Source organism: Photobacterium angustum, from assembly GCF_002954615.1.
GTDB classification, from domain to species: Bacteria; Pseudomonadota; Gammaproteobacteria; order Enterobacterales; family Vibrionaceae; genus Photobacterium; species Photobacterium angustum_A.
In genome coordinates this window covers 1284018-1297467 of sequence record NZ_MSCJ01000003.1, presented here as the reverse complement: position 1 = coordinate 1297467, position 13450 = coordinate 1284018, and the positions used below count along the sequence as shown (strand labels likewise).

Genomic DNA, 13450 nt, shown 5'->3' with positions numbered 1-13450 from the left:
CTATGATCTGGATCAGGAGTTACTACCTCTGATAATGATCTTTTACGTGATATTTAATATGTCAGACATATTATGCTAACTGCTTTTCTAGCGCAGTGATACACAGTGTGACTGCCAATGGCGGGGTTTTATCAAAAGGGCTTAACGCATAAATTGGATTAGTGGCTAGACTCATATTTGGCAATAGTGATGTAATTGTATTGTCGTTGTGTGAATGCAGTTGAGACAGATAAAAGTCAGGAATAATTCCGATCCCTGCGCCTGCTTTGATTAATGCCACACAACTGTGAAAGGAATTGGTTGTGCAGTGGGCTTCTGCTTCATAAACCAGAGATTCGCCGTTCGTTGCAGTGAATGTATGTTCAATTTGTTTGCCTTGCCATTGATTAGCAATATAGGGCAGTTGGTGAATATCGGTTGTGTTTAATTGTGTTGAACCACACAGCACGTCTTTAAATTTACCGAGTCGTTTTTGCTTAAGATTACTGTCTTGCGATTGTCCTACGCGGATCGCTAAATCAATATCATATTTCATTAGGTTAACGTGCTGATCATCGCTGATAAGCTCTGGTTTCAACTTTGGGTATTGCTTCATTAAATCGGCAATAACAGGAGACACTAATGTGTCCATTAAGGCATTAGGCGCGGTAATACAAAGTCTTCCTTGTGGCTCTGTTTGCATTTCTAGGGCTTGATCCCACGCAATATCAGCAATGTTATTAATTTCACGGCAGCTTTGATAAAACGCTTCGCCAGCTTGGGTTAGTGTATGGCGGCGAGTGGTTCTTTTAAGCAACGTAATGCCAAGTTCTTGTTCTAATGCTTTTAGATGTTGGCTTACGACGGATTTAGATAAATCAAGTTTGTTTGCCGCTGCGGAAACTGAGCCTTCTTCCACGATGTGAGCAAAAATCGACATTTGTCTTAGCTTGTTCATGATTGTTCTCTTTTATTAAACAGTCATTTCTATTATCTCTGTTTTTCGCAATAAGTGATACGGGTAATCTTGCAATCAAATCACAGAATAAACGGAGACAATCATGGTAGATCACAAGGTACTTGAGGCATGTAAAGCAGCGCTAACGGCATGGCAACAGGCATTTAATGGTCAGGATGCGAAAGGATGTGCAGCGCAATACACTAAAGAATGTGTGATGGAAGCGCGTCCGTTTGGTGTGTTTGAAGGCAGAGATGCGATTGAAAACTTCTGGCAAGGCATTATTGATCAAGGCTTTGATGATGTGAATTACACCGATGTGTTATGGGAGCCTGAAGGTGATGATAGCTATATTTTGACAGCGAAATGGACCATGAATAAAGCGTTTGGTGTGGTTCACAAAGAACATTGGGCTATGCAAAGTGACGGTAGTGCAAAATTAGTATCAGATTGCTTTGAAGTGCAAGGTGAACGTTAAACTAAGCATAAGAAGTTAAAATAAAAGGCTGAGCCATATGATATGGCTCAGCCTTTTTAGGCGGTTTATGCTTTCACAATTTTGGGGCCATCAAAACAATCAATATTAGGTGTTGAACCTTGATATTTTTTGATTTTGACTAAGCATGTCTGTGCTGATGGTCCTTGAGACCAAGATGACGCACCACGATCCGCCGTTAATATGTTTACATTGCCATACAAACAGGTATCACCGTCAGGGCTATACCAACCACCTTCTTGTGTTGCCAATACACCTTGGCTCACTTTATCTGAAACAATAGCACCTAATAAAACCTTACCTTTCGCGTTATATGTTTCGACAATATCCCCCGTGACAAGGTTAAATTCTTTCGCATCAGCAGGGTTAATCCATAGTGGTTCATGCTGATTGGCGTTAACAAGATCTCGCAACTCTTTCACGCCACAAAGCTGTGAGTGAAGCCTATTTGTTGGGTGTAGCGATATTAGGTGGAAAAACTCACCTGATGAACGATCTTTCCAATCTGACGTCTCCATCCAACTTGGATAGGGCGGGCAATCTTTAAGGTTTGCATTAGCTATTTTTTGTGAAAATAGCTGTATTAAACCAGAATCAGTCGCTAATCCATCAAGGTCTGGATCTTCTTTAAAGTCGGCATAACGTACAAAATCATTTTGACCGGGATATTCAAAAATAGCGTTATCTTGGGTCCAGAACTTCTCAAACACAGGCATGTTGATACCTCGGTTTTGATTATCGGTGTATGCCTTATCGTAAAACTCTTTTAGCCACTGAATTTGGGTCTTCCCTTCAGTAAACTGTTTTTCACGGTCGAACTTAGCTGCAAATAAACGCCATATTTCAAAGTCATCTTTTGACTCATACATCGGCTCTACCAGTTTTTTCATACCAATAACACCACGGTTAGTTGCATTACCGTATGGTATTAATTCATCACGCTCCCAAACTGTTGTTGTTGGTAACACTAAATCTGAGAAACGGCAGGTTGCAGTCCATTGACAGTCAATCGTTGCGATAAAATTGAGTTTATTTAATGCTTGTTTGAGTTGGTTTACGTCTTGATGAGTCGATAATGGATTAGCACCAGCAACAACAAAGACCTTTAAGTCAGGGTAAGTAATATCTTTACCTTTAAACGGTACGACTTTTCCTGGATTGTTGATGACATCCACCATACGTGATGTAGGGAAGTATGGAGTACTCGTATAGGGCTTATCATACTTCGGTGATGCATCTTTTACTGTTGCGCTCATTACGCCAAGTCTTGAACCGTTTGAGGTTGCTGCGCCTGCATCATTTGCATTATATCCAAAAGAGAAGCCGCCACCGGGCAAACCAATCTCGCCAATCATTGATGCTAATGCCACTAAAGACCAACAGTAATGTTCGCCATGCTCTGCGCGCTGTGCAGACCAACCACTAGAAAGCAGGGTACGTTTAGTGGTGAACTTTTTAGCAAGTGACTTAATGGTAGTAACTGGCAGTCCACAAATTTCCGATGCCCATTCAGCTGTCTTTTTTACGCCATCTTTTTCACCTAAAAGGTAGGCAAAAAATTCTTCATGACCATCTGTGTAATCTTCGATGAAGCGCTTATTATACGTTTCTTGTTCCAACAGCTCGTAACAAAGTCCCAGCATTAAAGCGGTATCTGTATGCGGTTTGATGGCGATATTTTTAGCATTTAGGTAATTTTGGGTATCTGTCGTAACAGGATCAATAGAGATCACCTCGATTTTACCTTGGTCGATCTTTTGTTTTATTTGTTGCCAGTATTTATAAGGTGAGAAATCTGGAACACTAAATCCTATCTTTAAGTTTTTGATAGGATCACAACCCCATAAAATGAGCAGTTCTGTATGTTCTGCCACATAGTTTAAGGTTGTCTGTTCAGAGGTTACTTCAATATCACCAACAATCTCAGGCAAAATAGATTCAGCAGCAGCGAAAGAGTAAAAACCTGTTGAACTCATCGTTTTACCATGAAGATTTAGAGCACGCTGCATTGCTGTACCGCAATTACCAAACTGTCCAAACATACCCCAATGCGACAGTGGGAATATGGATGAAGGCCCATGCTGTGATTGTGCGTTATCTATTTCTTTGTACAGAATATCAATGGCTTTTTCCCAACTAATAGGGACAAACTCATTACTACCGCGATCGCTATTGTCACCAGATAAATAACCTTTACGAACCATAGGTGTTTTAATTCGCGATGGGTTATTAATTGTTTTATAAGCGTGGTAAACCATTTTAGAGTGGATATTATCCACGGAAATCTTTTTGATGGAATTACCATTCAATTCAGCTTCAAATGTACCAAACTTAGAACCAGTTAAAACACGTCGTAAATTAGGATCTGCCTGTGATGCAAATGCGAGTGGACTTAATTGCATAGCAAGTGCTGCTTTCGTACTTACCGAGCAAGTCTTTTTAAGAAAATCACGCCTTGATAATACCATTTTAGTTTTCCACGTTATTTGTTATATCTGATGAATGATATTGAAGGTATTTTAAAATCCCTTGAGTTTCATTTTTTGTTAATTTGGCTTGACGTGCCATACCTTTAAATTGAGCTGGCCAATCATTGCTACTAAAATGATGCTCTTGTACCTTCTGGTGACATTGCGCACACTTGGATTCGTACTCGAATTTATTCTTTTCCCATTGCTGATTAATATTGGTAGTAACAGGTGTACTCTTTATCCAAGCAATTATACTTAGCTCTTTCCAAGACTTTTTAGTGTTATGGTTGTAATAAGTTTTACCGGTTTCTTGAATATCATCTAAACCTCTTATTACAGCGTCAGTAATTCGTTTACCTTCCATCGCGTAGAGCAAGTTCTTATGTGCTTCTTGCCAACCATTGAGTTTGATTTTGATGGCACCATTTGCTTTATCTAAAACAGTAAACTGGGTATAAGGTAGAATTTTTGCTTTAATTGAAGCAAAGTCTTGGTCGTTATAAAGTGGTGAAATTGTTGTTGTATAAGCCGTTGAACCACTTTTTAACTCATTGATATCAAATGTATCTGACTTGACTTTAGGTAAGCTATGCGCAATACCTTTGTGACAGTCTATACAACTTTGATTTTTACTAGCGGCAATCTGCATTTGCTGTTTAGCTTTTGCAGACATCTCGTCGAAATTCATTTTATCGTAAGAGTGACAATTACGACACGTAGCGGAATTATTGGCTTCCATTTGTTTCCAAACAGTTTGAGCCATTTCCATTCTATGTTCTTCATATTTTTCTTTAGAATCTATTTTACCCGTTGTCTCAAACCAAATATCTTTTATTCCACCTAACTTCGCAGTTAAGTATTCGATATTACTTTTCTCATTAATATGGCAATCTTTACATTGCGCAGAAACACCATGTTGATTGGCATAGTGTGGGCTTTTTATATAATCATCATATGGAATTGTCATTGAGTGACATGAAATACAAAATTCAGTTTCAGACGATTTGTGTAATGCAAAATCAGTCGCTTTTACTATTCCAAAAGAAAGGATGAAAATAATAATAACAAAGAGGATAGTTTTCCTTTTTATTCTTCCCATGTTATATCTCTAATAACCGTATAAAATATACTGCTATTGTAGGGTTTAATATAATTAGGCAACTATCAAGAAAAGGACAAAAAGTATTAAATAGAAGACAAATATAAAATTATAAATACAGTTAGATAAGCTATTTGAGAGAATGTTAAAAATTATTAACAGTTGGCTTTTTCATAAGGGAAATACATATGAAAGTGCAAAACCTATCTATTATATATTGCGAAGTAAATTTATTGATAATGAAATGCATTGAACATCGAGTAAACGAAAACAGAGGAGAGCCTCTGCTTCCGTCATAGTAAGATTAAAGCTATCTTTAATCATTAATAAGAGCAATATCACGAATATATTCAGCTTGCACCTCTTTAGTAAAGGCATTGGGTCTTAATGCTTGAACTTGGCTAATGATATCTTCTAATTGCCAGTTTTTTTCCAATAATAGGTGGGCCGCAAGTAAACCAGTCCGTCCTGAACCACCCATACAATGTAGCGCGACTTTTTCCCCGTTATCTAATGCTTGGTGTAATGCTGGGGAGATTGCATCCCAATGAGGCTGAAAGCTTTCATCTGGGGCACAATCATCTTCTATAGGGGTATTGAACCATTGAAGTCCGACTTGCTGAACAACCAGTGGTAAAAGCCCAACGTTCTTTGCTTCCATTTCCTTCATGCTTAATGCTGTGACAACAATTGTGACACCTTGTGCTTTAAGTTGATCAATGCTTTCAACTAATGGCGTGCCTTTTGTTCCTGGACAAGGGGTAAGTACCAATCCTGCTGAGTTGTTGTTTATTGGTAAGTCCCATGTTGGATGTGTCATGCGGTATTTCCTTATCGTCTTTTCCATTTCTAAACAGTTATACACGGCAATTATGACATATATGATTATTCATATGTATTGATTTAAAAAATCTCATTAACGGTTGACCTCAGGTTAACTTGAGGTTTTATCTTGTGTTGAGATTTACACACTTATATAAGGACGTTTTAATGAAAGCGATAGGTATTGTTTATTTCTCGAATACAGGTATCACGGAAACTTTAGTAGAAGCATGTTGCAATGAGTTGGGGTCAGAGCCTGTAGAAGTGATTACGCACAAGATTACGGGAACAGAAATCATAGAAGGGCGATTTGTTAATCATGAAATAATGGAAAAACTTCAGCACTGCCAAGCGATTATTTTTGCCTCTCCAACTTATATGGGATCTGTCGCGGCACAGTTCAAAGCCTTTGCTGATGCAACAAGTGATAAATGGTGCGATCAGAGATTATCAGGAAAAATAGCAGCAGGAATAACTTCTGGTGGCTCACTGAATGGCGATCAAACTGAAACGCTACGGTATTTCCAAATATTAGCATCACAGCATGGCATGATTTGGATGGGAATAGATAGCCCTTCAAACTTCAACGCATTGGGAGTGAATCGTTTAGGTTGTCAGTCTGGCGTTGTTGCTACCTCTGAGGACGGTAAACCTGATGCTAAAGATATAAATACTGCAAAATACTTAGCTCGTCGTATTTATCAGTTTATTCAGTAAGTTGAAGTTGGATCAGTGCTTATCAAAAAAGTCTTTATTACGAATATATTTTTGCATGAAGTGATAGCTAAAAGGGCGCATGATCCAACTTATTATCGATCGTGATAATCGTATTATGGTGGGAATGTTTTGATAAATTTTACCGTTGTGTAACCAGAGCATTTGTCCAACATGCCAATGCATAAAAGGAATGGCGGGCAGAAAGGTGACAATATCTAGATCACAACAAATACGGTAGGTTTGTTGATGTAATGGGTAGTGTTTTTTAAAACTCCAAAATCCTGTTGCTGGCTGCCCAAAAGTAACCACACGCTTTATTGCATTTGGATAATATTGGTGCAAGTAGTCAGCACTGAGTACCGCCATTGCACCACCAGAGGAGTGGCCAGTTAAGCTAATGTGCTTACCAGATTCAATTAAGGGTTTTATTACGGCTTGGATCTGTTTAATGATTTCGTTGTAGTTCGATTGATTGCGGTAAGAAGTTAAATGTGATGCTTGAAAGATATCAAGCTTTTGACTATCGCTTAAGTCTGGATGACATTGATGAAAAGCATAGTTACGTCTTATGCTTTTTTGATGTATTAGATAATGATAACCCCAATGAACATGATATGGCTTAGGTTGTGATTCGATTTTTTTCGGGAAACATGCGAGGTTGAGTAACCAATCCCATATGTTTTGCGAACCTTTAAAGACTAAGACGACTTCTTTACTCTCACCCCATAAAATACGAATAATAGGGCGTCCCCAGCGATCGATAATTTCTTCTCTGCCTTCAGGTAAAAAACCATATTGGGTATGATCAAAATCATCAGGATAAGCAAGATGACATAAAATTGCATATTGTTCATATTGATAGCGTTTGAGTTTTTTCATCGTATTCTTGATGTAGTTTACTTATCACCAGCATAAACATGGTATTTATCATTCTAATGACAATAAAAGAATACAGGGAAAGTCCAACCTAACACGTTCTGTATTAGGTCGGACTTAAATTAATGAGCACTCAGGGTAAATAAACTCTTTTGGGGGAAAGAGCCTAAGTTAATGTTCATTAAGCTACAAATGGCTTTGTAGACTTATCAATATTTATATAGGTATCACACTGTAAGTAGAGCAAAACCTGTTTTCATATCGACTGTTGTATTTTTACGCTAAAATGAGGAAGTTAAAAGAGAACAATATAGGAAGTAAGGTTTCCTCTTTATGAGCGGTCAACGATTAAAATTGCAATTCCAGCGTTTGTACAATCATTTCTCAGGTAGGAATACTGAGACAAATCTCCATGATATTTCAGAAGTTTTATTTTGTACGCGTCGTAATGTGCGTATGGTCATAAATAAAATGGTCGATAAAGGCTGGATCGATTGGCAACCTGCCGTTGGGCGTGGAAAGCAATCACGCTTAATATTTAATAGCACTGACAGTGAGTTACAATTTATGCAAGCGCGTAAGTTAGTAACTGATGGTAAACTAGAAACAGCATTGTCGGTGTTAGATAATAATGCTGAGAAACTGGTGCAATTGATTCATGAACAACTTGGTATTTCTCATGTTCATGGCAGACAAATTGTGCGACTACCTTATTACCGTAGCTTCGGTAATCTTAATCCTCTCAAGCCGCTTCGACGCTCTGAACAACATCTTGTTAGACAAATATTCAGCGGATTAACCCAATTTAATGAGGAAAAAGGGGAAGTTGAAGCTGATATCGCTCATGCTTGGGAAATGATCTCGGTAAGACATTGGCGTTTTCATATTCGTCCAGCAATCCGTTTTCATGATGGGCGGTTACTTGAAAGCGATGATATTATTCAAACGTTTAAGGAAGTGAAACAGCAAGCATTGTTTAAGCATATTGATGATGTTATTTCGCCCTTTGCTAATACGATAGATGTGTATTTGAAACGAGATGATCTCCACCTTCCAGCTTTACTCGCGAATATTAGTGCTGTTATTCAGCCTGCAAGTCATCATCGTCGTTCTGATGCAACCACATTTCCGGTTGGTACGGGGCCTTATAAAGTCACGATTAATGATAAGCAGCGTTTAAAACTTGAAGCATTTGATATGTATTTTGGTTTTCGTGCATTAACAGACGTGGTGGAAATTTGGATATTAACGGGTTTTTCTGCTTGTTATTTAAAGCCATCACTAGAGTTAGCGCAGACACAAAGTGCAACGGTATCTAATAAGTTAAGTTTAGATCAAGGCTGTAATTATTTATTATTAAATAGAAATAAAGGCTTAGCTCAACAAAAAGTTTGGCTAGATTATTTTCAATCTCGTTTAAACAGTTTGAGTATTATGCGCCATTTAGATCTTAATAAAGTCTCTAATTTTAAGATGATTAATGCTTATGGTCTATTACCTGGATGGATTTGCGCAACGGAATATCCACACGATATTGTTGTACCAACGACTAAACGCTCTGTGACACTGGCCTATCAACAAGAACATCCTATCTATCCTTATATGGCTGAATTAATAGCTGAAATATTAGCTAAAGATGGTATTACGCTAAAAGTAATTGAAATTGCCTTTGAAGATATCATGCAAGGTAAACAAGCCGATAAAATAGATCTCTGGTTAAATGGTATGAGCCTTGGGAGTGATAGAGCCGATGCGATATTACCGTGGCTATATAACTTTGAGCAAATTGAACGAGCGATGCCGTCTCAAGCATTTAAACAACTTGATACTCTTATTGATAATTGGCGGATGAATATTACACCTGATTTTCCATTGGAAGAGATTCAGAACTTATTGGTCAATACCGGTCAAGTATTACCATTATTCCATGCGTGGTTAGGTGTTGATGGTAACGGTGAATTGGAAGGGATGGCGTCTAATCAATTAGGTTGGTTTGATTTTAAATCGGTGTGGGTAAAACCAAGACACTAAGTCATTTTATTAAGTTTTGAAGTGAAAATAATAAGTAGGCGTTAAATAACACCTACTTATTTTATTTAATTATCGTTGTGATTTTCTTCAAATTCGAGAATATCACCAGGTTGGCATTCAAGTAATTCACATAACTTATCTAAAGTTGAAAAGCGTACTGCCTTCGCTTTACCGTTTTTGAGAATAGATAAGTTTGCCTCTGTCATCTCCATAGCTTGAGCCAATGCTTTTAATCGCATTTTGCGTTTAGCCATCATGACATCTAAGTTAATACGTATTGTCATCGTCGGCTCTTAAATGGTTAAGTTTTGTTCATCCGCAAGAATATAAGCTTCTTTCATCACCCATGAGATTATCAGTACAACGAGTCCCATAATAAGGGTTAAAAAGTCTACACCTACAAAACTAAAAGCAATCATTCTTTGTCCTGGTGGATTATTGAAACTGAGTACGAGAGTCATGATTGCTTGGTAAATCATTGATCCGCCGACCCAATAAAATATGCTGTAGCCAAGCTTCTGGTAAATAGTTGCATTTTCTAAGGTAAAGATATTGCTATTTTCATAATTACGGAAGAGTTTAATTAACTTTGTTAAAGCATACATGATAATTGAGCAATAAATTAGGCTAACTAACGTTGCTATGAGTCTTGTTGTGAGTGTTAATGGCACTTGAGTAATATTATGTAAATCATCATATGATGTTTGTACTATTCCAGCGTTCGTTAAGTAGGCATATGGCGTATCTATGGTTAGCCAAAAATAGCAAACTAATATAGGCGTTAAAACAAAAAATAGTTGAAATAGTATACGAGCTCTTTTACTTTGCTTTTGGATATTAGACATGTGCTACCTCTTAAGTTGATGAGGCAAGGATAGAGACTAAACTTGAGATAAGCAATAAAAAATTATCGTTTAACAATAATTTTATGTTTGATTGGGTTAACCTTTACTTGTCAGGAGGTGAGATAAGCAAGGCTTTTATTTTCATATGAAGATTTATCACTTCTTGAAATATATTAATAAATTTTCATTTGTTATGCGAGATACAATATAAAACAATAGGAATATTAATCTTGTGTTGTATGTATAATTGAAATTTTAAGGAGAATAAAAATATGAATAAATTAGTTATTGTTTTTTCGGTGTTATTAAGCTTGTTGGGTTGTGGTTCAGATGAGAATAATATAATTGGTTATTGGCAACAAAGAGATAATGATGAAAATTTTTTACAAATATCTAAAAATGGCAACGACTATATTTTAACGAAATATTCAGTAAGTTCTTGGCATAAAAGTATATTTATTGAAAAAGAGTATCCTGCAGAAATACAAGGCAATACAGTTAAAACAGGTGAGTTAATTGGATTAAATGCTTTTTATAAAGAATCAGAAAAAGAATTAATATTAAATGGTTCAAAAAAATATATTAAGGTCGCGGCGGAAAAAGCATTAGAGAAAATTGATAAGCTTAAAAATCAATCATAATGAGGACAGCGAGTGTAAAACACTCGCTGTATTAATTTTTTAAGAAGAGTATTTTAAATTCAAATGCTGCTGTGATTCCATAAAAGCGACATGTAAGTTAATGAGCTGGACACTTTCTTGCTGCCATTGAGGATCGGTTTGATGTTGGCAAAACTCCACCATAGCAACAATGATTCGATCTAGCTTTTTTAGGCTCCAACGCTTTAGTTCTATACTATAGCTGGCATCACATACCACGGCTTGAAGCTTGGCATAAGAAAGCTGAATGTAACCAAATGCCTGCTCGTTATAGCCTTGATGTTGATAATATTTAGTTAAGCGAAAACACGCATCTAGCCAGTAGGCTAAAGCTTCACTGCCAGTCTCATTGTCTAATTCATCCATCATGCTGCTAGGCGTTTGTTGAATGAGAGTAACCAACTCTGAAAAATCATGGTTATGGTTATGGTTGGGTTGGTACCATCCTTTAACTGATTCTAACCAGCAGTGAAGTGTCATCATGCGATTTTTTCCTCTTTAAGTGCGTTGGCTTCCGTTTCATCCCAGTTTGCAACAAAGTGATTGTCAGCAACTTGGCGATGTCCTGAAACAGACTTCAAACTTATTGCACGGATCTTATCGGCACTCTGTGAATAATCTGGTTCTGAATCCACGAGTTTATTAAAGGGTAGATCAGGATCGGGCACTGCAGAGATTAATAATTTAGTATAAGGGTGCTGTGGGTTACGTAAAATAGAGCGAGTGTCTCCCCACTCAACAATACGGCCACGGTACATTACTGCGGTTTCTTCTGCGATATAATGTGCAGTTGCTAAGTCATGCGTAATGTATAAAAAGCCAATACCAATTTTATCTTTCATTTCTTTCATTAGGTTCAACACGCCTAATCGAATAGAAACATCAAGCATTGAGGTTGGTTCATCGGCGAGGATGATTTCAGCACCAACACCAATTGCACGCGCTAGATTCACACGTTGACGTTGACCACCACTAAGCTGATGGGGGTATTTATCAAGATCTTCAATCGGTAATTCAACCAATTCCATTAGCTCATTTAAACGCTGCTCTATTGCGTTTTTACCCTTTACTTGTTTATGAATTAACAGTGGGCGAGTGAGGTGGTGGCGAATAGTATGAGTAGGATTTAACGATCCAAATGGGTCTTGGAATACCATTTGGACTTTACCGCGATAATTCAGTACATCTTTACGTTTACGAATGGTATCGACGTTATCGCCTTTAAATAAAATCTCGCCTTCCGTTACGCCGTGAACTTTAGTAATGAGCTTTGCACATGTACTTTTACCACAACCGGATTCGCCAACGAGCGCTAAAGTACGCCCTTTATAGAGCTTAAAGCTGATATTATCGAGAGCACGAAAGATTTCAGTCGAACCAAAACCACCGCCAGCAGTGAACTCTTTCACCACATTATTTAATTCAATAATTGGTTGTTCCATTACGATATTTCCTCTGCTGAGATAGAAACGTGTGGCGCATCTTCATGAATGTTAGGGAATGATGCCCATAACTTTTGGGTGTATGGGTGTTGAGGATTGTTACGTATTTCACGTGCTTGATTGACTTCAACAATTTCACCGTATCGCATTACGGCAATGCGATCACAAAGTTGACTCATAAGCGCAAGATCGTGAGTAATAAATAAAACAGAGAAATCGAATTCTTTACGTAGTTGATAAATTTGCTGCAAAATTTCACGTTGAACAACAACATCAAGCGCAGTGGTTGGTTCGTCCATAACGATAAGTTTTGGGTTTAGACACAGCGCAATCGCAATAACGAGTCTTTGACGCATACCACCACTAAATTGGTGTGGATATTCAGATAAACGTTCGCGAGGGATATTAACCAGATCTAATAGCTTTTCTGCGCGTTCTTTTGCTTGTTCATTGCTGTAGCCAAGGTGATGGCGCATTACGTCAGCAAATTGCTCTTGAATAGGCAGTACGGGATTTAGTGAGTTCATTGCACTTTGGAATACCATGGCAATGTCTTTCCAGCGAACAACACCCATTTGTTGTTCAGTTAATGCGATAAGGTTTGTACCGTCGAATTCAATACTTCCTTTAGTGATAAGTGCTGGCGGCTTATGTAAGCGATTAATAGCAAAAGCGATAGTACTTTTACCACATCCTGATTCACCCGCTAAGCCGAATATTTCACTTTTACCGATATCAAAACTTACTGATTTTACGGCTTTAAAGTCGCCATTGTCTGTAATGTAGGTGACTTCGAGATCACGTACTTTCAGTATTGGGTCTGAATGAAACGCTTGTTCCATGATGCTCTCCCTGCAAATATAAAACCATATGATAATGAAACTAATTATCATTAATATTTGCATAAGCTAAATGAGTGGGAATAGGGTTGCAAAGGTTCAAGTTAAAGAAAGTGAGGCAGGTATCAAAAAATCATGTAAAAGTTGAGTATCTTAAAAATATATACCCATAAAGATAATCGTTATTTGTAAAAAGGTTTTGATAGTGGCAATAAA

The 13450-nt window shown here is 37.6% G+C and carries 14 protein-coding genes; 4 read left to right on the top strand and 10 right to left on the bottom strand.

Annotation, left to right across the window (positions count from 1 at the left end; genetic code table 11):
* Nucleotides 1-70 precede the first annotated feature (70 nt).
* The gene (locus BTO08_RS20605; RefSeq protein WP_105062436.1) at nt 71-937 is read right to left on the bottom strand and encodes a LysR family transcriptional regulator; all 867 of its coding nucleotides are present in this window, start codon (nt 935-937) and stop codon (nt 71-73) included.
* Between the two features lie 103 nt (nt 938-1040).
* Between BTO08_RS20605 and BTO08_RS20600 the strand changes: the two genes are divergently transcribed.
* The gene (locus tag BTO08_RS20600; protein WP_105062435.1) at nt 1041-1415 is read left to right on the top strand and encodes a YybH family protein; all 375 of its coding nucleotides are present in this window, start codon (nt 1041-1043) and stop codon (nt 1413-1415) included.
* A gap of 65 nt (nt 1416-1480) precedes the next feature.
* On the opposite strand, the gene BTO08_RS20595 is transcribed toward BTO08_RS20600, so the two are convergent.
* From BTO08_RS20595 to BTO08_RS20585, 3 genes are all read right to left on the bottom strand, one after another.
* Nucleotides 1481-3901, bottom strand: coding sequence for a molybdopterin-dependent oxidoreductase (locus BTO08_RS20595; RefSeq protein ID WP_105062434.1), 2421 nt, complete (start codon nt 3899-3901; stop codon nt 1481-1483).
* Between the two features lies 1 nt (nt 3902).
* On the bottom strand, nt 3903-5003 hold the full coding sequence (locus BTO08_RS20590) for a NapC/NirT family cytochrome c (protein ID WP_105062433.1): 1101 nt from the start codon (nt 5001-5003) through the stop codon (nt 3903-3905).
* A gap of 316 nt (nt 5004-5319) precedes the next feature.
* Entirely contained in the window at nt 5320-5823 is a 504-nt protein-coding gene (locus BTO08_RS20585; protein ID WP_105062432.1) for a cyclin-dependent kinase inhibitor 3 family protein, read from the bottom strand.
* A gap of 170 nt (nt 5824-5993) precedes the next feature.
* Between BTO08_RS20585 and BTO08_RS20580 the strand changes: the two genes are divergently transcribed.
* Complete coding sequence (locus tag BTO08_RS20580; RefSeq protein WP_105062431.1) at nt 5994-6542, top strand: flavodoxin family protein; 549 nt, start codon at nt 5994-5996, stop codon at nt 6540-6542.
* Between the two features lie 12 nt (nt 6543-6554).
* Here the strand turns inward: BTO08_RS20580 and BTO08_RS20575 are convergent, their stop codons facing one another.
* Nucleotides 6555-7421, bottom strand: coding sequence for a lipase family protein (locus BTO08_RS20575; RefSeq protein ID WP_105062430.1), 867 nt, complete (start codon nt 7419-7421; stop codon nt 6555-6557).
* A gap of 330 nt (nt 7422-7751) precedes the next feature.
* On the opposite strand from BTO08_RS20575, the gene BTO08_RS20570 reads away from it, so the two are divergent.
* Complete coding sequence (locus BTO08_RS20570; RefSeq protein ID WP_105062429.1) at nt 7752-9449, top strand: SgrR family transcriptional regulator; 1698 nt, start codon at nt 7752-7754, stop codon at nt 9447-9449.
* Between the two features lie 65 nt (nt 9450-9514).
* Here BTO08_RS20570 and BTO08_RS20565 read toward each other — a convergent pair whose 3' ends face one another.
* Both BTO08_RS20565 and BTO08_RS20560 read right to left on the bottom strand, forming a co-directional pair.
* Nucleotides 9515-9733, bottom strand: a complete 219-nt coding sequence (locus BTO08_RS20565; RefSeq protein ID WP_005364730.1) for a helix-turn-helix domain-containing protein — start codon at nt 9731-9733, stop codon at nt 9515-9517.
* A 9-nt stretch (nt 9734-9742) separates the two neighbouring features.
* Nucleotides 9743-10294: a DUF2975 domain-containing protein gene (locus BTO08_RS20560; protein WP_105062428.1), complete on the bottom strand. Its 552-nt coding sequence runs from the start codon at nt 10292-10294 to the stop codon at nt 9743-9745.
* 272 nt (nt 10295-10566) lie between these two features.
* Between BTO08_RS20560 and BTO08_RS20555 the strand changes: the two genes are divergently transcribed.
* Nucleotides 10567-10935 carry a hypothetical protein gene (locus tag BTO08_RS20555; protein WP_105062427.1) on the top strand — a complete coding sequence of 123 codons (369 nt, stop codon included), beginning with the start codon at nt 10567-10569 and terminating at the stop codon, nt 10933-10935.
* A 39-nt stretch (nt 10936-10974) separates the two neighbouring features.
* Here BTO08_RS20555 and BTO08_RS20550 read toward each other — a convergent pair whose 3' ends face one another.
* From BTO08_RS20550 to BTO08_RS20540, 3 genes are read right to left on the bottom strand one after another with little or no spacing between them, the layout of a single operon-like run.
* Entirely contained in the window at nt 10975-11436 is a 462-nt protein-coding gene (locus BTO08_RS20550) for a hypothetical protein (RefSeq protein ID WP_105062426.1), read from the bottom strand.
* Nucleotides 11433-12395, bottom strand: a complete 963-nt coding sequence (locus tag BTO08_RS20545) for an ABC transporter ATP-binding protein (RefSeq protein WP_105062425.1) — start codon at nt 12393-12395, stop codon at nt 11433-11435. Before BTO08_RS20545 ends, BTO08_RS20550 begins: the two co-directional genes overlap by 4 nt.
* Nucleotides 12395-13237, bottom strand: coding sequence for an ABC transporter ATP-binding protein (locus BTO08_RS20540; RefSeq protein WP_105062424.1), 843 nt, complete (start codon nt 13235-13237; stop codon nt 12395-12397). The genes BTO08_RS20545 and BTO08_RS20540 overlap by 1 nt, the downstream gene beginning before the upstream one ends.
* Between the last annotated feature and the right edge of the window lie 213 nt (nt 13238-13450).